19 protein-coding genes are annotated in these 21,929 nt (G+C 46.9%); 6 read left to right on the top strand and 13 right to left on the bottom strand.

Features of this window, described 5'->3' with window-relative positions; translation table 11 throughout:
• Positions 1-2: 2 nt before the first annotated feature.
• Entirely contained in the window at positions 3-2,525 is a 2,523-nt protein-coding gene (locus tag ICN34_RS09960; RefSeq protein ID WP_216122386.1) for a PAS domain-containing sensor histidine kinase, read from the bottom strand.
• 205 nt (positions 2,526-2,730) lie between these two features.
• Here ICN34_RS09960 and aceE point away from each other — a divergent pair, with 205 nt between their 5' ends.
• Genes aceE through lpdA form a run of 3 tightly spaced genes read left to right on the top strand, consistent with a single transcriptional unit; the run spans position 2,731 to position 8,838 of the window.
• Positions 2,731-5,427 (top strand): pyruvate dehydrogenase (acetyl-transferring), homodimeric type, encoded by a 2,697-nt coding sequence (aceE, locus tag ICN34_RS09955; RefSeq protein WP_216122385.1) that lies wholly within the window; start codon positions 2,731-2,733, stop codon positions 5,425-5,427.
• Positions 5,428-5,442: 15 nt separating this feature from the next.
• On the top strand, positions 5,443-7,047 hold the full coding sequence (gene aceF, locus ICN34_RS09950; RefSeq protein ID WP_216122383.1) for a dihydrolipoyllysine-residue acetyltransferase: 1,605 nt from the start codon (positions 5,443-5,445) through the stop codon (positions 7,045-7,047).
• A gap of 9 nt (positions 7,048-7,056) precedes the next feature.
• The gene (gene lpdA / locus ICN34_RS09945; protein ID WP_216122381.1) at positions 7,057-8,838 is read left to right on the top strand and encodes a dihydrolipoyl dehydrogenase; all 1,782 of its coding nucleotides are present in this window, start codon (positions 7,057-7,059) and stop codon (positions 8,836-8,838) included.
• A gap of 75 nt (positions 8,839-8,913) precedes the next feature.
• On the opposite strand, the gene ICN34_RS09940 is transcribed toward lpdA, so the two are convergent.
• Positions 8,914-9,165: a hypothetical protein gene (locus ICN34_RS09940; protein ID WP_143143854.1), complete on the bottom strand. Its 252-nt coding sequence runs from the start codon at positions 9,163-9,165 to the stop codon at positions 8,914-8,916.
• Positions 9,166-9,413: 248 nt separating this feature from the next.
• Positions 9,414-9,968, bottom strand: a complete 555-nt coding sequence (locus tag ICN34_RS09935; RefSeq protein ID WP_072582216.1) for a phasin family protein — start codon at positions 9,966-9,968, stop codon at positions 9,414-9,416.
• Between the two features lie 198 nt (positions 9,969-10,166).
• Between ICN34_RS09935 and ICN34_RS09930 the strand changes: the two genes are divergently transcribed.
• Positions 10,167-11,054: a DMT family transporter gene (locus tag ICN34_RS09930; RefSeq protein WP_072582545.1), complete on the top strand. Its 888-nt coding sequence runs from the start codon at positions 10,167-10,169 to the stop codon at positions 11,052-11,054.
• A 109-nt stretch (positions 11,055-11,163) separates the two neighbouring features.
• On the top strand, positions 11,164-12,168 hold the full coding sequence (locus tag ICN34_RS09925; RefSeq protein WP_216122379.1) for a serine hydrolase: 1,005 nt from the start codon (positions 11,164-11,166) through the stop codon (positions 12,166-12,168).
• Positions 12,169-12,176: 8 nt separating this feature from the next.
• Here ICN34_RS09925 and ICN34_RS09920 read toward each other — a convergent pair whose 3' ends face one another.
• The 8 genes from ICN34_RS09920 to ICN34_RS09885 all read right to left on the bottom strand — a co-directional run bounded on the left by ICN34_RS09920 (position 12,177) and on the right by ICN34_RS09885 (position 19,237).
• Positions 12,177-13,010 carry an IclR family transcriptional regulator gene (locus ICN34_RS09920; RefSeq protein ID WP_083564200.1) on the bottom strand — a complete coding sequence of 278 codons (834 nt, stop codon included), beginning with the start codon at positions 13,008-13,010 and terminating at the stop codon, positions 12,177-12,179.
• A 102-nt stretch (positions 13,011-13,112) separates the two neighbouring features.
• Positions 13,113-14,147, bottom strand: coding sequence for a quinone-dependent dihydroorotate dehydrogenase (locus tag ICN34_RS09915; RefSeq protein ID WP_216122377.1), 1,035 nt, complete (start codon positions 14,145-14,147; stop codon positions 13,113-13,115).
• A gap of 9 nt (positions 14,148-14,156) precedes the next feature.
• Positions 14,157-14,903 carry an arginyltransferase gene (locus ICN34_RS09910; RefSeq protein WP_216122376.1) on the bottom strand — a complete coding sequence of 249 codons (747 nt, stop codon included), beginning with the start codon at positions 14,901-14,903 and terminating at the stop codon, positions 14,157-14,159.
• On the bottom strand, positions 14,900-15,637 hold the full coding sequence (gene aat, locus ICN34_RS09905) for a leucyl/phenylalanyl-tRNA--protein transferase (protein WP_216122374.1): 738 nt from the start codon (positions 15,635-15,637) through the stop codon (positions 14,900-14,902). Before aat ends, ICN34_RS09910 begins: the two co-directional genes overlap by 4 nt.
• Before the next feature lie 6 nt (positions 15,638-15,643).
• The gene (locus ICN34_RS09900; protein WP_216122372.1) at positions 15,644-16,204 is read right to left on the bottom strand and encodes an NUDIX hydrolase; all 561 of its coding nucleotides are present in this window, start codon (positions 16,202-16,204) and stop codon (positions 15,644-15,646) included.
• 9 nt (positions 16,205-16,213) lie between these two features.
• Positions 16,214-18,040 (bottom strand): bifunctional chorismate-binding protein/class IV aminotransferase, encoded by a 1,827-nt coding sequence (locus tag ICN34_RS09895; protein WP_216122370.1) that lies wholly within the window; start codon positions 18,038-18,040, stop codon positions 16,214-16,216.
• 24 nt (positions 18,041-18,064) lie between these two features.
• Entirely contained in the window at positions 18,065-18,640 is a 576-nt protein-coding gene (locus ICN34_RS09890; protein ID WP_216122368.1) for a peptidylprolyl isomerase, read from the bottom strand.
• A gap of 30 nt (positions 18,641-18,670) precedes the next feature.
• Positions 18,671-19,237 carry a DUF1566 domain-containing protein gene (locus ICN34_RS09885; protein WP_216122366.1) on the bottom strand — a complete coding sequence of 189 codons (567 nt, stop codon included), beginning with the start codon at positions 19,235-19,237 and terminating at the stop codon, positions 18,671-18,673.
• 4 nt (positions 19,238-19,241) lie between these two features.
• Between ICN34_RS09885 and ICN34_RS09880 the strand changes: the two genes are divergently transcribed.
• Complete coding sequence (locus ICN34_RS09880) at positions 19,242-19,592, top strand: hypothetical protein (RefSeq protein ID WP_216122364.1); 351 nt, start codon at positions 19,242-19,244, stop codon at positions 19,590-19,592.
• A 386-nt stretch (positions 19,593-19,978) separates the two neighbouring features.
• On the opposite strand, the gene ICN34_RS09875 is transcribed toward ICN34_RS09880, so the two are convergent.
• Both ICN34_RS09875 and ICN34_RS09870 read right to left on the bottom strand, forming a co-directional pair.
• Positions 19,979-20,605 (bottom strand): 2-hydroxychromene-2-carboxylate isomerase, encoded by a 627-nt coding sequence (locus tag ICN34_RS09875; RefSeq protein ID WP_216122361.1) that lies wholly within the window; start codon positions 20,603-20,605, stop codon positions 19,979-19,981.
• 6 nt (positions 20,606-20,611) lie between these two features.
• Positions 20,612-21,925, bottom strand: coding sequence for a replication-associated recombination protein A (locus tag ICN34_RS09870; RefSeq protein ID WP_216122359.1), 1,314 nt, complete (start codon positions 21,923-21,925; stop codon positions 20,612-20,614).
• Between the last annotated feature and the right edge of the window lie 4 nt (positions 21,926-21,929).

Here is a 21,929-nt window from a genome sequence, read left to right as displayed (position 1 = left end):
AGTTAAACAGTAGCCTCGGATCCAGGGGATTCCAGTGGTAGAAGTATTGTAAAGGTGCAGCCAGCCAGCTTGGTCTGTTCTGAGTCTTGGACATTGGTAGCCCAAAGCCTGCCATGGTGAGATTCAATAATGGAGCGGCAAATATTGAGCCCCATACCCATTCCATCGGACTTTGTGCTGAAAAACGGCTCAAATATGCGTTCCAGGACGTTTTCCGAGATTCCGCCCCCAGCATCGGTAACCTGGATTCTGAGCATGGCCGGGAAGATGCTGGTGTCTAAATCTGCACTAATCCGAACTGGCGGGGCTGACCAACGGGAGGAAAGGGGGTAAGCCTCGCGGACGCTATCTAAGGCGTTTTTAAGAAGATTGACTACTACCTGCAGGATCAGGACTGGATCCAGGTTAACTACGGGCAGATTTTCGGCAATTTCCGAGCTAATGACTAAGCGATGGCGGTGGGCTTCAATTTCAACCAAGCCAACTGCATCATTAATAATTTCAGTGATGTTTGCCGCTTTACGTTGAGGCTCACTGCGTTTTACAAAACCTCGAATGCGCTGAATGATGGTGCCGGCTCGATGGGCTTGCTCAGAAGCTTTTTCTAGAGCTGGCAAAATTTCTTTGGTCAGGATAGGATCTAGGTGCCCATCTAAACGCTTAGCAACACCCATGCAGTAGTTTGATATAGCTGAAAGAGGTTGGTTTAGTTCATGAGCTAAAGAGGATGCCATTTCACCCATTGTGGTGAGACGGCTGGTGAACTGCATACGCTCTTGTTGTTGTAGTGCCAAATCATCTGCTTCTTTACGAGCGGTAATGTCAGTGGCAATCAATAGCTGCGCAAGATGTCCATCTACCCACGGGATATAACGACGTCTAACTTCAAACCATTGATTATTGTCATCGCCTAGCTGAACTTCTTCTGACTCTGACTCTTGATATAAAAATGGCGTTGGAATTCCAGGGGGAGAATCCTCAAGATCTTCTGCAATATCTCGCATCGTCGTGTTGCTGGTATCGCTGCCCGCTAATTGGAAGTGACCTTTAGAGTTGTCACCAAAGCGCTCCCGATAAAAACGATTGGCAAATAGCAGGGCGTTAGTCTCTAGCGAGACCACCGACACAGCGGCATCTAGACTTTCTAGAACGGTAGTGAAGCGATCTTGAGAGGCAGCTAATTCTTCGCGAATCTTTTTAGGTTCGGAAATATCAATTAATGAAGTAACCCAACCAGTCTGCTTGCCTTTTTCATTAATCAGCGGGGCAATAAAGGTGCGGGTCTGTATCAAGGAGCCGTCTTTCTTTAAGATCACTCCTTCGATGCCGACCCTCATGACAACGCTGATGTCGGACTTCATTGCCCGATTCATTTTCTCAACAAGCTCATCTCTTCTGCTATCTGGCCAGAATGGAAAGGGCGGAGTGAGACCTATTAACTCATCTGATGTCCAGCCTGTCATTTCGCAAAATGCTCGATTCACATATGTAATCCGCTTTTGCATATCATGCGCACGAATACCCACAGGGGTGGAGTCTTCCATTGCATTACGAAAGCTGGTTTCTTTGCGCAGGCTTGCTTCAGCCTCTTGGCGTACTTGCATTTGCTTTAGTACAGACCACAAACTCCAAACTACGAATGCGCTTAATCCAATCACGACGCCAATTAACATCCTGAAGGTGAGGTTGGTTGGCGGAGGATAGGTATCTATGCGTAAATTAATGTTGGGGCTTAAGACCCCAATATCTAAGCTTGTCTGATTGCTAAATGCTCTTTTAGGGGTATCTCTATCGGAAGAGATGCCTAAAACTCTTTCATTGTCAGTGAGCAAGGTAAAGCGGTAATGGGATTTGAGGTCGCTTGGTAGAGCATCCAATATTCCTTGAGTCGTATAGAGTGCCGCCAAGAATCCAACAACTTCTCCGCCAACGATATTGGGCACCACTTGCCAAAGAACGATTTTTCTATCCGTGGAGATCGGTGCATCACCCGGTAAATTTAAGGAAACAAACTGGCTAAAAGCTGCTCGACTAGTTACTCGGCTAAGCTCGATAGTTGATGCAAGACTAGAATTAATGAGCTGATCATTTTGAGTTTTGCTAATCCAATCCGATTTGTTACTTTCAGCAGGAGCTGCCCATAGCCGCTGATTTTGATTATTTAGCCAAATGATTTTGACGATCTCATGGTTATTTAAAACAAGATCTTCTGCTTGCTCGCGCGCAATTTGTCTGAGCTTCAATTGATCTTCGCTTGCAGCCATTTCTCGATTAATCGTTGTTAATGCATCAAGGTTGCTGGCGAAACGAGATTGAATACGCTGTTTGGCAAATGACAGCTCTCTAAATAGGGCAGCCTCTTGCTGATTCTTTTCTTGTAAATGCAGCGTTCCCAAAATAATGCCCATGACTGCTGTAAACAGAACAATGGCTAAAAGCGGGGTGTAAACAATCCTAAATCCACGTATTTTGCGGAGCCACCTAAGGGGGCTAAGGACTAGGCTGGAAAATGCTGTTTTTCTCATGAATACAGAGCATTTTGCCTTATTTGCCCTTCCAAAAAGCCAATTCTGACCGTTTTATAGCTTCTTATTTGCACCGCAATAAAATACCACATTATGAGAAATATTATCATTATGTGGAAAATTGCTTGTTTACACCCATATACCTTCCTAGAATATTGCCTATAAAGTTGATGACAAATTAAGCACTATTTAATGGAGACAAAAGATGGCAGCAGTTCCAGACCAAGTATTAGGTAAACAGAACACTCAGGATGCGGATCCTGGTGAGACACAGGAATGGTTACAAGCGCTCGATGGCGTGATTCGTAACGAAGGTCCTGAGAGAGCTGCCTATCTCATCGATCAACAAATTTCTCATGCTCGTGTAAACGGAGTGGTGCAGCCATTCCATGCTGAGACTCCTTATATCAATACTATTCCTGTTGAAAATCAAGCGCGTTTGCCTGGCGATCAAAATGTGGAGCATCGTATTCGTTCATACACTCGCTGGAATGCCATGGCGATGGTGCTTCGTGCCAACAAAGACACGAACGTTGGTGGACACATTTCATCGTTCCAGTCTGCAGCTACTTTGTATGACGTTGGCTTTAATCATTTCTGGCACGCACCGTCGCCTGAGAATGGTGGCGATTTGATATTTGTTCAAGGGCACTCTGCTCCCGGCGTCTATGCACGTGCTTATATGTTGGGCCGTCTCGAAGAAGGTCAGCTCAACAACTTCCGCCAAGAAGTTGGCGGTAAAGGCATCTCTAGTTATCCACATCCTTGGTTGATGCCAGACTTCTGGCAGTTCCCAACCGTATCGATGGGCTTGGGCCCGATCATGGCGATTTACCAAGCGCGCTTTATGAAGTACCTAACAGACCGCGGCTTCATTCAAGAGCAAGGCCGTAAAGTTTGGGCATTCTTGGGCGATGGCGAAACCGACGAACCAGAATCCTTAGGTGCGATTGGTATGGCCGGTCGTGAAAAACTCGATAACCTGATTTTCGTAATTAACTGTAACTTGCAGCGTCTAGACGGACCAGTGCGCGGCAACGGCAGCATCATTCAAGAGCTTGAGAGCGAGTTCCGCGGTGCCGGCTGGAATGTGATCAAAGTAGTGTGGGGCGGTCAGTGGGACGCTCTCTTTGCGCGCGACAAAAAAGGTATTTTGATGCAACGCTTAGGCGAGATCGTTGACGGCCAGTATCAGACTATGAAGTCTAAGAACGGCAGCTACGTTCGCGAGATCGTTTTCAATACTCCAGAATTAAAGGCTTTAGTAAGTGACTGGAGTGATGATGAAATTTGGCAACTGAATCGCGGTGGCCATGATCCCCATAAAGTTTATGCAGCATTCCATGCGGCAGTAAATCACAAGAATCAACCTACAGTGATCCTAGCCCACACCATTAAAGGTTATGGCATGGGCGGCTCAGGTGAGGCGATGAATATTGCCCACCAAGCGAAGAAGATGAACGATGACGATGTGCGTCGCTTCCGTGATCGCTTTGAGATTCCCGTTAAAGATGAAGAGTTGGACGAAATGCCTTTGGTCAAGTTTACCGAAGGTAGCCCGGAATTAGAGTACATGAAGGCGCGTCGTCAAGAGTTGGGTGGTTACTTGCCGCAACGTCGCACTAAAGCGGAGAGCTTGCCAGTTCCCGCTTTAGAAGTATTTGCTCCATTGCTTGAGGCAACTACTGAAGGCCGTGAGATTTCTACAACTATGGCATTTGTGCGCATACTCAATACAGTAGTGCGCGATAAGGTGTTGGGTAAACGGGTGGTACCGATTGTTCCTGACGAGTCCCGCACCTTTGGTATGGAAGGCATGTTCCGCCAATTAGGAATCTGGAATCAATTAGGCCAACTTTACACACCAGAAGATCATGATCAATTGATGTTCTACAAAGAGGACAAGACAGGTCAAATTCTGCAAGAAGGTATTAATGAAGCCGGCGGTATGTGCGACTGGATCGCTGCTGCGACTTCTTATTCCACCCATGGTGTACCCATGTTGCCTTTCTATATCTTCTATTCCATGTTTGGTTTCCAGCGTATCGGTGACTTAGCTTGGGCCGCAGGAGATATGCGTAGCCGTGGTTTCTTGCTAGGTGGTACAGCTGGTAGAACTACCTTGAACGGCGAAGGCTTACAGCACGAAGATGGCCATAGTCATTTGTGGAGTGGTGCGGTTCCCAACTGCATCAGCTATGACCCAACCTTCTCATTTGAATTGGCTGTAGTGATTCAGGATGGCATGCGTCGAATGTTGGAAGTTCAGGAAGATGTTTACTACTACGTTACTTTGATGAATGAAAACTATTCACACCCAGCAATGCCTAAGGGTGCGGAGAAAGACATCATCAAGGGTATGTATAAGCTCAAGTCTGTTGGTGATGACAAGGCAAAATTGCGTGTACAACTCTTAGGTTCGGGAACGATCTTCCGTGAAGTGATTGAAGCTGCGGAGATTCTGCATAAAGACTGGGGTGTTGCCTCTGACTTGTGGGGTTGCCCAAGCTTTACTGAGCTAGGCCGCGATTGGACTGCAGTTCACCGTAGCAATTTATTAAACCCAACTGCTGCACCCGCCTTATCTCATGTAGAGAAATGCCTGAAAGATACTACAGGCCCAATCGTTGCAGCTACCGACTATGTTCGTTTATTTGCTGAACAGATTCGTCCAGCAATTCAGCATATGGGTCGCCGTTATGAAGTATTGGGTACTGATGGCTTTGGTCGTTCTGATACTCGTGAAAAACTCCGTGACTTCTTTGAAGTAGATCGTCGTTGGGTTGTTCTCACTGCCTTGAGATCTTTGGTTGACGCTGGTCAGCTTGATCGCTCTAAGTTGGCTGAGGCGATCAAGAAGTACAACATCGATACTACTAAACCAAACCCAATGACGGTTTGATAAGAGACAAATACTATGAGTCAAATAATTGAAATCAAAGTCCCTGATATCGGCGACTATAAAGATGTACCAGTGATCGAAGTCTTGGTTAAAGCCGGTGACAAGATTGAGAAAGAACAATCCATCGTTGTGCTGGAGTCTGATAAAGCCACCATGGATGTTCCTTCTTCACATTCAGGCATCGTCAAAGAAGTAAAAGTCAAAGTGGGCGATAACCTTTCTGAGGGATCCCTTGTAATTACCTTAGAAGAGGGCGCGGCAGCAACAACTTCTGCACCAGCGACAGCAGCAGCAAGCGCTCCTGCGCCAGTAGCAGCTTCCAGCGGCGGATCCCCCATCGAAATCAAAGTCCCTGATATCGGCGACTATAAAGATGTACCAGTGATCGAAGTCTTGGTTAAAGCCGGTGACAAGATTGAGAAAGAGCAATCCATCGTTGTGCTGGAGTCTGATAAAGCCACCATGGATGTTCCTTCTTCGCACTCAGGCATCGTCAAAGAAGTTAAGGTAAAGGTAGGCGATAACTTATCGGAAGGATCGGTAGTTGTGATCTTGGAAGGTGGGGCATCTGGCGTATCGACTTCTGTGTCTACTCCTGCAGCTGCACCAGCCGCGCCAGCAATTAAAGCGGTAGAGCCTCCGATTGCGCGCGCACCCGCACCACCTCCTATCAGCAATACTCCTCCGCCAGTCGACGACTCAGTAAGTCATGCAAGTCCATCTGTGCGTAAGTTTGCGCGTGAGCTTGGTGTCACTATTACGCAAGTTAAAGGATCTGGCCCTAAAGGTCGCATTACTCAGGAAGACGTCCAAGCCTTTGTGAAGGCAGCTATGAGTGGTGGTGCAGGTAGTCCTGCGGCTGCTTCTAGTGGTAGTAGCTTAGGTGGCTTGAATCTGATTCCTTGGCCGAAGGTTGATTTCACAAAGTTTGGTGAGATCGAGCGCCAACCACTCAATCGCATTAAAAAACTCACTGCAGCCAATTTAGGTCGTAACTGGGTAATGATTCCAGCTGTAACTTATCACGAAGATGCTGACATTACTGATTTAGAAGCATTCCGCGTTCTTACCAACAAAGAGAATGAGAAGAAGGGCGTCAAGATTACGATGCTCGCTTTCTTAATGAAGGCTGCAGTAGCTGCCCTGAAAAAATATCCAGAGTTCAATAGCTCTTTGGATGGCGATGACCTGATTTTGAAGAAATACTTCAATATTGGATTTGCAGCAGATACTCCAACTGGACTAGTTGTACCGGTCATTAAAGATGCCGATAAGAAAGGCATCTTTGAGTTGGCGAAAGAAACTTCTGACTTGGCGGCACTCGCTCGCGATGGCAAGTTAAAGCCAGATCAAATGCAAGGCGCTAGCTTCACGATCTCATCACTAGGTGGTATCGGAGGAACGTATTTCTCCCCAATCGTGAATGCTCCTGAAGTGGCGATTATGGGCGTGAGCAAGGCAGCTATGAAGCCAGTGTGGGATGGTAAGCAGTTTGTGCCACGCCTCATTTGCCCACTGTCCCTCTCTGCAGATCACCGCGTGATTGATGGTGCTTTAGCTACCCGCTTCAATGTGTACATTGCACAGCTCTTGGCCGACTTCCGTCGCGCTAGTCTGTAAGGGGGATCTATGGCTAAGCAAATGATCCTTGTGCCGGATATTGGTGACTATGCAGATGTACCGGTCATTGAAGTGCTGGTTAAAGTAGGCGACGTGATTGAAAAAGAGCAGCCGCTATTAGTTCTTGAGTCCGATAAAGCAACCATGGAAATCCCAGCCGATGCTGCAGGAATTGTTACTAGTATTGCAGTCAAGCTTGGAGAGAAAGTCAGTAAAGGTTCTGTAATTGCTGAAATTGAAGCGAGTGGTGCGGCGCCTGCACCTCAGGCGGCTCCAGCAGCAAAACCTGCTGCTCCAGCTGCACCTGCTGCTATTGCCCCCGCTCTAGTAGCGGGGCAGTACAGCGGCAAAGTAGATCATGAGTGTGAAGTGTTAGTGCTCGGTGCTGGCCCTGGTGGTTACAGCGCAGCGTTTCGTAGTGCCGACTTAGGTATGAGTACTGTTTTGGTAGAGCGCTACCCAACTTTAGGCGGAGTTTGCTTGAATGTTGGATGTATTCCATCTAAAGCATTGCTGCACACCACCTCAGTCATGGACGAAGTCAAGGCCATGGCTAAGCACGGCATTACTTTTGGCGCACCGAAGATTGAGATCGATCAACTCCGCGGTTACAAAGAATCCGTCATTGCCAAATTGACCGGTGGTCTTGCTGGTATGGCAAAGGCTCGTAAAGTAAAAGTGGTGCGTGGTCTAGGTAAATTTTTAGATGCAAACCATGTCGAGGTAGAGTTAACTGATGGTGCTGGTCAGGATCTCACTGGTCAAAAAGAAGTGGTGCGCTTTCAGAAGGCAATCATCGCTGCGGGTAGTCAGCCAGTGAAGTTACCTTTCCTGCCTGAAGATCCACGCATTGTAGATAGCACTGGTGCTTTATTACTCAAGAGTATTCCAAAGCGGATGCTCGTTATTGGCGGTGGCATTATTGGCCTAGAGATGGCTACGGTTTACAGCACACTAGGTTCACGCATTGATATCGCCGAGATGATGGATGGTTTGATGGCAGGTGCTGATCGTGATTTAGAAAAGGTCTGGGAGAAGTTCAATGCCGGACGTTTTGAAAAGATCATGCTTAAGACTCGTGCTTCTAAGGCAGAAGTTAAGTCTGACGGAATTCAAGTTTATTTCGAAGGCGAGAACGCACCGGCTGAACCGCAAACCTATGACTTGGTATTGGTTGCAGTAGGACGCACTCCAAACGGCAAAAAGATTGATGCCGGTAAAGCGGGTGTGCAGGTGGATGAGCGCGGCTTTATTCCTGTAGATAAACAAATGCGGACCAACGTCTCTAATATTTTTGCAATTGGTGACTTAGTTGGTCAACCGATGTTGGCACATAAGGCGGTGCATGAAGGTCACGTTGCTGCGGAAGCTGCTGCTGGCGAAAAATCCTACTTTGATGCTAAGCAAATTCCATCGGTTGCCTACACTGACCCTGAAGTAGCGTGGGCTGGTTTGACAGAAGAGCAATGTAAAGCTCAAGGCATTGCTTATGAGAAGGGTTTGTTCCCATGGGCAGCTAGTGGACGTGCGATCGCTAATGGACGTGATGAAGGTTTCACAAAACTGATTTTTGATGCTACCACCCATCGCATTATTGGTGGCGGCATTGTGGGAACACACGCTGGCGATTTAATCGGTGAAGTGTGTTTAGCTATTGAGATGGGTGCTGATGCGGTGGATATCGGTAAAACGATTCATCCACATCCAACGCTAGGTGAATCAGTCGGGCTTGCGGCTGAAGCAGCTCACGGCCATTGCACTGATTTGCCGCCAGTGAAAAAGAAATCTTAAGTAGCGCTTAAAGTGTAAATGCAAAAGCTCCGAGTAATCGGGGCTTTTGCATCTCAGCATCTATGAAGATGGATTCTATGAAATCAGTTTGGCATTGAGCTCACGAATACGTTCATCCACATAGTAGCCCCCGCATTCCGTATATCGAAGGTATTTAGCACCACAATGCTTGCATTCAAATACATCAGATTTATTGTATGGATGGAAGGCGGTAGAAATAGGGGCATCCGTAGACCAGATAGTCATTCCCTTAAGAAGATCTTCCTCCCAGCATTCCGGAGCATCTTCGACTCTCAGAGTTCCAACGCACTCCAGGGAATTTGTCATGAAACCGCCCGGGATACTTTCCCAGCCTTCACAGCTCAGCGATAGGCAGTCTGGACATTTATCTTTGGGGTCAAAAGACTTGGCGAGGGAAAGTAACTCGTCTCTATTGAGGTTTTTCATCATTTGAAGAAATTAGTATAAAAGTACGCTGGGTAGGGCATGTTTTTAAAGGATAAATTGCGCTAACGAATGTATGTAAAAAAGCCCCGAGCAACCGGGGCTTTCGCAGTCAAGACACTCGCTCAGAATTATTTCTTCTTCGTTGCCTTGCTAGCTTTCTCTGCAGTCTTCAATGCAGTTTCTGTTGCGCCACTAAGATTGGTTTGTGCAACTTCAACTGCGTGCTTAACTGCTTTTTGACTAGTTTCAAATACATTGTTTGCAGAAGCAATTGCTTGCTTCATTGCTTGCATAGCTGCATCTGATCCGGCCGGTGCATTTTTTGTCCACTCTTCTACTAAAGAGTTCATTTTCTTTTGGCCAGCTTGGAATTCTTTTTCAGCGGATTGTGTAAAGCTGTTTTGTGTCTCATGGGCCAACTCATATAAATGACGGCTATAGGCCATAATTTTTTCTGCCATTGGTTGCACTGCTTCGGCTTGATGGGCTAGCAGCTGTTGAATATCTTTCACTTCCAGTGCTTTCTTGGCGCTATTCATGCTATCGCTCAAGCTTTGTTTGGCAATATGCATATTGAGCTCAACCAACCTTTCAATGCTTTGCAAAGCTTGATTGGTTAAGCCACTCAAAGTCTCTAAGTTTGCTTTTTGTGCGGCTGCAATTTGTTCTGGAGTTAAGTTCATCTGCATCTCTTTCCGTTTAACTGTTTTGAATATTTTGATCTTCGGCTTTTACCTAATGTACTCTCTTTGCACCATTGTATGGCATAGATGTTGCGTTGCAGCATAAATGGCTTGCCATGTAGATCAGGGGTTCAAATGAGAAAAGAGCCTAAAATTAGGAGCTCAGTAAGAAATCTCAATATTTTCAGTAAGTTACCCATGAAGCTTTCGCTTGATAACGCCATTGCACCGATCTTTGTCCTCATTTGGAGTACTGGCTTTGTGATTGCGCGTATGGCAATGCCATATGTAGAGCCAGCCACCTTCCTATTTTGGCGTTTTGTAGGGGTGTTAGCGGCTATGGCAGCGCTCAGCCTTGTGTGGAGAATCACCTGGCCTAGTTGGTCTCAAATCAAGCACATCGCCATTGCAGGGATCTTGCTGCAGTTTGGCTATTTGCTCGGCGTTTGGTTTGCTGTGCGTCTGGGAATGACAGCAGGATTAGTGGCCATTATTGTTGGTCTGCAACCCATCGTTACGGCCTGGTTTGCTGCTTGGATTTCTGAGAAGGTCAGCTCAGGTCAATGGATAGGTCTAGGCTTCGGGTTTGCGGGTGTTGCGTTGGTGGTTGCCGAGAAGATTGGCTTTAACCACATTCCATTTGTTAGTTATGTTTTGGCATTTATTGCACTTCTATCTATTACCTTTGGCACCCTATATCAGAAGAAATTCTGCCCCGTATTTGATCTGCGTGCTGGATCCTCTATTCAGTTTGGGGTATCGGCAGTGTTGTGTTTCTTTTGTATGTATTTCTTTGAGTCTGGCGTAATGGTTTGGAATCCATCTGTTATTGGCGCCTTGCTATGGGCCATCTTCCCCCTGTCAATTGGATCAATTAGTTTGCTATTTATGATGATTCGCAAGGGTGCTGCCACTAAAGTCACCAGCTTTCTTTATTTAGTGCCGCCGACTACTGCTGCGATGGCTTGGCTCTTATTTGATGAGCCATTTACATTGCTGATGGCGGTAGGTTTGTGTTTGACGATGACTGGCGTGGTGCTGGTGAATGCCCGTCAGACTAATACAGTAGCGACGATTGCCGAGTAGGGTAGTCATTTGGTGGGATAAATTATCTGGATTGGGGCGAATAAAACCGCTTTGTCTTCGGAAATTAATTATCATTCCGTATGTTGAAAGTTTTGGAAGGTATTTTGGGATGCGTTTGAATCGATTTTGGCCCCTAGTTATTGCATTGCTCTTTTCAATGGGAGTGCTGGGTAACGCACCTGTTCAGGCCGCAACAAAAGATAAGCAGAAGCAAGCAAAGCCAACAAAAGTGGTGACTAAGTCACCCAAAAGAGCCAAGACTGTCCGCGTCACTGTTACTAGATCATCTGCACCCGTAGTTGCAGGACCTCCATCATTAGCTACTGCATTAGGTTTGCGTGGTCAGCGCGATGAGCTCAATCTTAAATCCGCTGTAGTGATGGTGGTCAATCAAGACACTAAGGAAGTCTATTACGAGAAGAATCCTTCCGTCAGTTTGCCCATTGCCTCTATCACCAAGCTCATGACTGCCATGGTGACACTCGATGCAAAATTGCCAATGGATGATGTCATTGTCATTAATGCTGAAGACGCGCATATTTATCGGCATTCTCGTTTGGCTGAAGGCACCTCACTTACCCGAGAAGATGCGCTGCATTTGGCTTTGATGTCCTCTGAGAACCGCGCTGCATATACCTTAGCCAGAAACTATCCCGGCGGCCTACCCGCATTTATTGCTGCTATGAACCGTAAGGCAAAAGATCTCGGCATGGAGCACTCTCACTTTGAGGATCCCACTGGACTGACTAGTGAGAATGTTGCTTCGGCAGAAGATCTCACACGCATGCTCAATGCCGCCTATCAGTACAAAACCATTCGTGAGTTCTCAACCTGGCCAGATTTAACTATGGTCATCGCTAATCGCCCACAAAAGTTTTTGAACACAAACCGTTTGGTGCGTTCCGGGGATATGGATATTGGATTGCAGAAGACGGGCTTCATTAACGCTGCAGGTCGATGTTTAGTCATGCAGGCAAGAGTAAACAACACACCATTGCTATTGGTTTTTTTGGATTCTGTAGGAACGCAATCCCGTTTTGCCGATGCAGTGCGGGTGCGCGATTGGTACGAGCGCATGCCATCTGGCGCGCAACCCATTCGTCGCTTGATGTAACTGCTTAATTAAGCTGCTGAGCCTGGCTCGGCAGATTTGGGTTTAAAACCCATGCCTTTGGATATCTGTAGGGCAGTCTCTTGAAGGGCGCGGAGCCAATCGGCCTGAATGCGATCCGTTGGGGCGCTCAAAGAGAGGCCAGCAACCAATTTCCCAGTGTCATCAAGAATGGCTGCAGCTAAACAGCTCACGCCTAACTCTAGTTCTTCGTCATCGCGAGCATTACCCACCTTACGCACGTGATTGAGTTCGGTTTCGAGTTTGCCCAATTCGGTAATGCTGTTACGAGTGTGTCCAGATAAACCTGTGCGAGTGACATAGGCGCGTACTTGTCCGGGATCGTCGCTTGCGAGGAAGAGTTTGCCAACTGAGGTGAGATGCAAAGGGGCGCGACCACCAATGGCACGAACTACCTGCATGCCTGAGCGTTCGCTATATGCGCGATCAACATAGACGATTTCATCGCCTTGACGTACGGATAGGTTAACGGTTTCACCAGTGAGCTTATGCAGAGTACGCATCGGTAGCTGAGCGGCCTCACGCACGGATAAGCGTGCCTTCACTAAATTACCCAGTTCTAAAAGTTTTAAGCCAAGGCGATAGGTGCCACCATCGCCACGCTCAACCAATCGGCAAGCAACGAGGTCATTCAAAATTCGGTGGGCAGTGGAAGGGTGCAGACCAGTTGTCTCTGCGAGATTCTTCAGGCTGCTGGATTCTTCTTGCTCAGCAAGAGCGTCTAGCAAATTCATCATGCGCTCCACTACCTGGATGGCTGTCTTGCCAACCTCGCCGGTAGATTTGGGGGTTTTGATGGTCTTGCTGATGTTCATAGGCCCCATTGTAGCGATTTCAGACGAAATTGCATATTATGAAATCCTATTTTACAAAGGCATCTGCTGAAAATATCCCGTTTTATGGGGAAACAGGGGATTAAGGCTCTTTTAGGCTTGCCTTAAAGCGGTGGCGCACTCTTTTACTAAGTCAGGGCCTCGATAAATCAAGCCGCTATAGAGTTGTACTAAGCTTGCACCTGCCATGATCTTTTCACGGGCATCTGCGCCACTCATGATGCCGCCCACGCCGATGATGGGTAGTTGATTACCCAATCTGGCTTTTAAAGCTTTGATGACAATATTAGAGGCATTTCGCACGGGCGCGCCAGATAAGCCGCCAGCCTCTTCACCAAACTCCATTCCCTTGACTGCATCGCGAGAGATGGTTGTATTGGTAGCGATCACAGCATCAATGCCAAACTCGAGCAGGAGATCGGCGATGAGATTAATGTCGCTATGGTCTAGATCGGGTGCAATTTTCAAAAAGAGTGGTTTGCGTACACCGTAACGATCGCTTAAGCGCTTTCTGGCTTCATCAAGACTTCCCAATAATTCGCGGAGCATTTCTTCGCCTTGTAAGGCGCGTAGATTTTTGGTATTCGGAGAAGAAATGTTGACGGTGATATAGGTAGAGATTTCATAAACGGCTTCCATCGCCAGGATGTAATCTCGAGAAGCCTCTTCAATCGGGGTGCTGGCATTCTTGCCAATATTTAAACCAAGCACACCACCACTTTGCCAAAACTGAGAGCGACGCACTCTGGCAACGCAGGCATCAACGCCATCGTTATTAAAGCCCATGCGATTAATGATGCCCTGAGCTTGCGGTAAACGAAACATGCGCGGCTTAGGATTGCCCGGTTGTGGCCGTGGCGTGACTGTGCCGATTTCTAAAAATCCAAATCCCAATGCAGCGAGCGCATCGATATGCTTGCCATCTTTATCTAAGCCTGCTGCTAATCCAACTGGATTAGGAAAATCAATGTCACAGAGCGTTTGTGGATCGTTAATGGGCTTGCTTACTAAACGCTCCAATAAACCCCAGCGCTGCGCACGGTCCATATTGCTTAAGGTGAGGTTGTGCGCCTTTTCTGGGTCTATAGAAAACAGCCAGGGGCGGAGGAGGGAGTAACGATCGATCATGGATAGATATTATGACTCAGGGAGCTCTTGCCAGTGATCGTCAATCAAACCTTCCATAGGTTGATATTTCACCTTATACGACATCTTGTCGCTTTCCTTGATGTAGTAGCCAAGGTAAAGGTAAGGCAAACCCAATATGCGAGCTTGTTCAATTTGCCACAGAATGCTATAGCTACCATAACTAGCCGCAGAGCTTGTGGTGTCGTAAAAGGTATAAACAGAGGAGATTCCCTGTTCCAGAATATCAATCATGCTCACCATGCGCAATCGACCGGGGTGCGTGTCAAGCGGACCATCCCGAAACTCCACAATACGGGAGTTCACTCGGCTTTGTAATAAGAACTGCATGTATTGATCTTGATCATCGCTATCCATATCACCACCTGCGTGTCGCTCAGTTTGATAACGTTGATAGAGTTGGTAATGTTCCTCTTGGTAACCTAGATTGAGGACGGAGGCCTGAAGATCAGAGTGTTTTTTCTGAGCGCGGCGCTGGCTGCGAGAAGGCGTAAATTGATCCACCAAAATACGTGTAGAAATACAGGCTTTGCATTCGTCGCAATATGGTCGATAGGTATACAAACCACTACGTCGAAAGCCTGCGTTGAGTAAATCGTTATACACATCCGCATGAATCAGATGCGATGGTGTAGCTACTTGTGAGCGAGCTGTTTTATTGGGCAGGTAGCTACAAGCATAGGGAGCAGTTGCATAGAACTGCAGGGTGGTTAGGGGAAGTTCTTTAAGCTGAGTCATAACCAGTGATGCAAGATTGCTTTGTCAAAAGTCCAGGATCTCTCAATCTTAGTTTGATTTAAGGATATTTGCAGTTGCTCTAAAAAGACCTGCCTGGGTATTGGGGTAGCACCTAAGGACAATAGGTGAGCCGTTTCTTGCTGGCAGTCGATCATCTGGACTTCATTCATCAGGCACCATGCACTCAGGGCTGCTAAGGCGATTTTTGATGCATTGGTCTTACGGCTGAACATAGATTCACCAAATACCATTCCTCCAAAGGCAACGCAATAGAGTCCGCCAGTAAGCTGGCCATCTTCAATTACGGCAATACTATGGGCATTGCCTGCTTCGTGAAGTGCGGTGTAGGCATCAATGATTTCATGGGTAATCCAAGTACCATCCTGATCTTTGCGAGTACTCGTGGCGCAGGAGCGTATGACTGCGCCAAAATCGGCATCAACCAATATCTGTGATTGCGTGCTTTGACAAAAGAGTCGAATATTCTTTTGCAAAGACTCACTACATTTAAAGGCGCTGGGCTTTAATACCATTCTAGGGTCCGGCGACCACCAAAGAATAGGTTGGTTATCCGAGTACCAGGGAAAAATACCTTGTTGATAGGCGCGAGCTAGTTGACCAGAATATATCTGCTCACTGACGGCAATGAGCCCAGGAACGCTAGGATCAGGATCCGCCTCAAGCAGTGGATTTGGGAAAGGGTCGTTGGGCCCTAGCCAAGCTATCTGACCCATGTCGACTCAAATTCGTTCGGATGGCAAAACGTCACGACTGCGCACATGAAATTCCTTACCAGCATCTAAGTTGCCAGCAGCGCGGTCTGCAAAAAACCATTCAAGGGTCTGCTTAACAGTGGGAAAGGCCAATTCTTCCCATGGAATCTCATGCTCATGAAAAAGGGCTACTTCAAGACTTTCTTCGCCTGCAGAAAATTCTGGATTTGCCATCGTAGCTAAATAAAATAGGTGAACCTGTTCTGCATGGGGCACATTCAGTAAAGAATAGAGTGGTCCAATTTCCACGGCGGCACCAGCCTCTTCCAGAGTCTCGCGAGCTGCGCCGTGGCTAGTGCTTTCACCTAACTCCATAAAGCCTGCAGGCAAAGTCCAAAAGCCATGACGAGGTTCAATCGCACGACGACATAAGAGAACTTGCTTGCCGTATACCGGAATACTTCCGACTACGTTGCGAGGATTTTGATAATGAATGCTGCCGCACGCTTCACAGACATGGCGTTCACGGGAATCATCTGCTGGAATTTTGATAGTTAATATAGAGGCGCAATTAGAGCAATACTTCATACCGACTTTCTAAAAATGGGCTTTGATAGCGCCGCGTAATGCATTACTAAGCATAATCTCATCTGCCATTGAAACATCATTAATAGTCAGGTTGGCTTCACGGGCATTTAGGGCGGGGTCTGCAAGTAGGCCGGTACGCATTACCCCAGGCAAGAGACCGGCCGATACTGGTGGCGTAAGCCATTTAGAGCTACCCTGAGGTTTAACAAAAATGCTAGTCCTTCCGCCCTCAGTGACAAAACCTTGTTCATTAATAAATAAGGCATCAAATCCACCTAAGTTCACGGCTTCTTGCCAAGCTTGGTCATAAAGGGATCGATTGCTAATTTTGTGACGCAGTAAAGCATCCCCAGAGAACATCGTCACATCACCTTGAAGGATATCTTTAGCCCAGAATATTTTGACTGGTTCATTGATTAAATCCATTGCAGCAGTTGTAACCAATAGTTCACCAGTAGGCGTGAGGTCTATTCTTAATCGATATGACAAGCTCTTATCAAGCGATGCACAAGCGCTTGAAATCAATTTCTTGGCAGTCTCAAGTTGAAAAGGGATTCTTAAAGCTGCAGCAGATGCAGACAGACGGTGTAAGTGAGCATGCAATCTCTGGGGCTCACTATTCACAACCGCAATGGTTTCAAATAAGCCTGTAGCGCTTGGAAGATCCATTAGGAACGCAGATTTAATGCGGCACTCTTGCCATTCTTGGCCTGCATCTGAGTCATTGGTGATTCCAGCGCCAACCCCTAGGGTGAAGCTTGAGGCATGAGAGTCGTGATCTTGCGTAATTTCCACGGTACGGATGGGAACACTAAAGGCAAGGTTCCCATTGGGGTCAAGCCAGCCTAAGGCGCCGCAATAGTAGCCGCGATCTTCGGGTTCTAGTTCTTGAATAATTTCCATACTACGCTTTTTAGGGGCCCCTGTAACAGAGCCACATGGAAATACCGCTTTGAAAATATCGAATAAAGAAATCTCAGGTTTGATCTGACCCTGCACTGTGGAAGTCATTTGCAACACATCACCATGTCTTGCCACTTCAAATAGATTGGGTACTAGTACCGTACCTGGAAGAGAGATGCGACTGAGATCATTGCGTAGCAAGTCAACAATCATGACATTCTCAGCTTGATTCTTTGGGTCATCCGATAAGGCGCTCGCAATAGTGGATAGGGCACTTGCAGTACCCTTCATTGGCATAGCTTTTATCGTGTCGCCATCTCGCGCAATAAATAGTTCAGGCGATTGGGACAGTAAAAAGTTGCCCTCATGCTCAATAAAAGCACCAAAGCGCCCAGGCTGGCGATCCCTTAAGCGGCTATATAAGGCGAGTGGAGCGCCATAAGTCTTGCCTGTGATTCGATAGGTATGATTAATCTGGTAACTATCACCGCTGCGGATGTATTCCTGTATCGCTGCAATATCGGCAGTAAATTGCTCCTCGTTCAAGGATTGCCGAACATCCATTACTCCGGCGCTTGCTTGAGCTAGATCTAGCGAAGCCAGCCTCTGAGTAATGAAATTATCGACATCCTGTTTAGACAGTTTTTTGAATTCTGCAAAAGACCAGGCTTCAATGAGGGGGTGGTGATGATCTGAGTGATTGATTCGCTCAGGTAGATGATGAATTTGCCTACCTAACTCGTAAGCAAAGGCAGCAACAATAAATTCGCCCTTAGCAAGCGCGGCAGAAATTTCAGTAAGACACTGCTGGGTGGCGGTTAAATCTACCGCATGATTGCCGCTTGGAAGAACACGCCAGTATTGCAGTGCATTTTCATATTGGCGACTGGTGGGTAAGGCCGCGGTGCTTTGCGCATCATCGAGCAAAATCATCGCGGCTTACCTGGCAATTTCTACTTACTTCAGAATCGTTGCAGATTCGATGATGACAGTCTTAGTAGGAACATCAGACATTCTGCCCATGCGTGGGGCTGGCGCAACCATGGTTGGTACTTTGCGAATGGCATCTATGGTTTGTGTGCCAGAGATCACTTTTCCAAACACGGTATAGCCATTACCCATCGCATTAGGGTAGTCGAGCGCCGCATTGTCTTTCACGTTAATAAAGAACTGCGAAGTTGCAGAATCTGGATCAGATGTGCGAGCCATCGCAATCGTGTAAACATTATTCTTCAAGCCATTTTGCGCTTCAGAAACCACTGGGGAATCAGTTGGCTTTTGAACCAAATCCGGCGTAAAGCCGCCACCTTGAATCATGAAGCCATCAATCACGCGATGAAAAATAGTGCCGTTATAGAAACCGCTCTTGACGTAGTTCAAAAAGTTAGCGGTGCTCTTGGGTGCCTTCACATCATCCAATTCCACCACAAAATTACCCATGGTCGTTTTAAATTCTACTTTGGGTCCTGCAAATGCAGCTTGAGCGGTAAAGCAAGAAACAGCAACAACGAGGGTGGCGAATAGCTTACGCATAAGAGCTCCTTAAAGAATAAATAAAGTTAGTTAATTAGTTAGTTTTCTTGCGCAACGGGTTACCAGTTGAGCGTTCTTATTTGAAAAGAAATCAGATCCTCCGCCCGAGGTTGAAAGATTACTAAACCATGCAATACCACTAGCGGCATATTCTGTAGAGCTCCAATAATTTGCATTTAACGGGATGATATTGGTTGTAATAAGTTTTGACTGAATATCGTTTTGTGCGCTGCAAGTTACTGTTGATGAGGAGTTCATTTCGCAGATAGCAGGTAAGTACCAATCAGCATAGCCATTAATTGTAGATTTGCATAAACCAGCGGCGTAGCTATTTGATGGAGTGGAGGAGTAATAACCAACAATGAGAGAAGTATTGCATTGTCCGTCACTGGCTCCATTGCAAGGTGGGGCAGTAGAGAGCTCAGTTACTCCAATGCCGAAATTATCGGGACTCCAGTGTGCGGCCGGGGATTGATTGCTTAAGGAAAAAACTTTTCCGCCTATGCTGCTTGTAGTGGCGGTTAAGTCATCAATTGAAAAAATATACCCAGACTGATAGATATTTCCATAAGTAAGAACATAAATATCGGCACTCACATTATTGGTATTTGAGCCGCTAATAGCCATTGCACTTGCTACTGATGTTGAACCAACGGCTGAATTCGGTGTGAAGCCGGGTGTAATGGTAATGGCGCAAGACGAGCCTGGCGCAAGTGATGCGCTACATGTGGTGCTTTTGCTTGTTCCTGTGGGAAGGGCTGGGGTGGATGTCATGTTTATGGATGAAGCAGTCTCTGTACCCGTATTGGTAAGAATTAATATGCGTGGATTTCCACTAGCTGCAAGAGCAAGTGAAGTTGTGCTTATTGATAATGTTGTGGTTGCGGGAGGATTGTCGACGCAACTAATGACGATGGTTGTGATATTTGCGGTAACGTTAGTTCCAAAATAATTTGTGAGGGTGCAGATTTGAGTGCTTGGCTGTGAAGTAATAGTGACGTTGTATTGTCCACCCTGAGCTGTGGGTGTTGCAAATATGAATTGTCCTGATGTATTCACAGTCAATTGATCTGTTCCATTATTTTTAATACTCAGAGATCCGTTTAACCCAGATACAGTTCCGCCGACGGTAAAGGAGGTGTTGCTGGGGGTTGTGGCAGAGGTGGGAGCGGCAGCTGGTACGTTTTCGGTATTTGAGCTTCCTCCACCACAGGCCGTAACTAGTACCCCAAGGCAGTAAATTAGGGCTACTAAAAATATCTTTCTCACTTATGCGGTCTCCGCCCAATGCTTTTTAATGACTAAAGAATACCTTAATTGCAGTATGCGACTTTTTAGCTATACGAGCCCATTCGGAATATTGCTAGCGTAGCTATAAGAAGCCTCTGCAAACATCCCAGGCCTTGCGAGGTAATCCAAGGTCCAGTCTATGGTGTCAACACCCCAAAAGCAATGTTGATTCACTATCAGGGCGGGCACTCCAAAGGCGCCATCGGCTTTTGCTTGATTGGTATTAGCGATCAGCTTTGCCTTCACTTCTGGATTTTCAGGTTTAGGTGTGTCTGCGGAGAGCCCTAAATAGCTACAAAAGTCTGGCCAAGATAGGTTGGGGTCTTTCCCTTCCACCCAAACATAATCAAAAGCACGCTCAACCATCACCCACTCGGCATTCCGTTCAACGAGAAGACGTTGTGCAGCAATCGTCATAAAAGGGTGGTGTTCTGGAAAGCGAAAAGGAATGCCTAACTTCTCCGCCTGCCACACGCAAAACTGATAGGTGTGTGGGCGTTTTGCTGCAACTTCTCCTGGACCTTTGTTCTCAGCTGCCCGCAGGAGGCCGCCCAGCAAAATCGGGACAGGTGTAATTTCTAGCTTGCTGTCAAGGCGCTGTCTTTGCTTGATATACAGATAAGCAAACGGCGAAACAATATCGTAATAAAAAGTAGCTTCAATCTTTGTACTCATATCGCCTTATTTCTTCTTGTGCTCTTCATCAAGCTTTTTTAAGAACGCTAGCTTTTCTTTGATCTGCGACTCTAGGCCACGCTCCACTGGCTCGTACCAATGTGGCTCCTTCATACCTTCTGGAAGATAAGTTTCACCAGCGGCATAGCCATGCGGCTCATCATGGGCATAGCGATATTCTTTTCCATGTCCAAGCTCTTTCATCAGTTTTGTTGGTGCGTTGCGCAGATGATTCGGAACGGGTTTGGATTGATCGTTTGCTACATAAGCGCGAGCAGCATTAAAAGCGTTGTAGCTTGCATTGCTCTTTGAGGCTATAGCTAGATAAACCACTGCTTGCCCAAGAGCCAACTCACCCTCAGGGGATCCTAGTCTTTCATAGGTTTGGGCCGCATCGTTAGCCAATTGCATGGCTCTTGGATCAGCTAGGCCAATATCCTCCCAAGCCATCCGAATAATGCGTCTGGCTAAGTAACGGGGATCGGCGCCGCCATCTAGTATGCGGCAAAACCAATATAAGGCTGCATCGGGGTTGGATCCGCGAACGGATTTGTGTAGAGCGGAGATTTGATCGTAAAAGTGATCACCACCTTTATCAAAACGCCGCGCTTGAGCACTCAGTGCATTCTCTATAAATTTCTGATCAACGATTTTTACTTCCGCATTTGGTGTGAGGACCGCATTGCGCACTTGTTCAACTAAATTGAGAAGGCGTCGCGCATCACCATCAGCGTTAGAAATCAGGGTATCGATTGCTGTTGATTCAAATTGCACATCGGGCATCGCGTGCTGATGGGCTCGATCAAAGAGTAATTTCAGATCCTCGGGAGTGAGTGATTTCAAGACATAGACTTGAGCACGCGACAAGAGCGCAGAGTTCACTTCAAATGATGGGTTTTCGGTAGTGGCACCAATAAAGGTGAATAAACCAGACTCCACATGGGGCAGCAGGGCATCTTGCTGGCTTTTATTGAAGCGATGGATCTCGTCAACAAATAAAATCGTTTGCTTGCCGTACTGAGCCATATTTTGTTGGGCTTGCTCAATGGATTCCCGGATTTCTTTAACGCCCGCTAGGACTGCAGAGATCGCAATGAACTCACGATCAAATGCTTTGGCGGAGAGACGCGCTAGCGTAGTCTTGCCAACACCTGGAGGCCCCCACAAAATCATTGAGTGAGGCTTGCCGGAGGCAAATGCTAGATTGAGTGGTTTACCACTTGCCAATAAATGCGCTTGTCCAATCACCTCTTCAATCGTTTTTGGGCGCAGCGCCTCTGCTAAGGGTGGAGGCGGTGCGCTATCAAAAAGACTGCTCATTGCA

Source organism: Polynucleobacter sp. Tro8-14-1, from assembly GCF_018881655.1.
GTDB lineage: Bacteria > Pseudomonadota > Gammaproteobacteria > Burkholderiales > Burkholderiaceae > Polynucleobacter.
The sequence above is the reverse complement of the archived record's forward strand: the minus strand, read 5'-3'. Positions and strand labels throughout refer to the sequence as shown.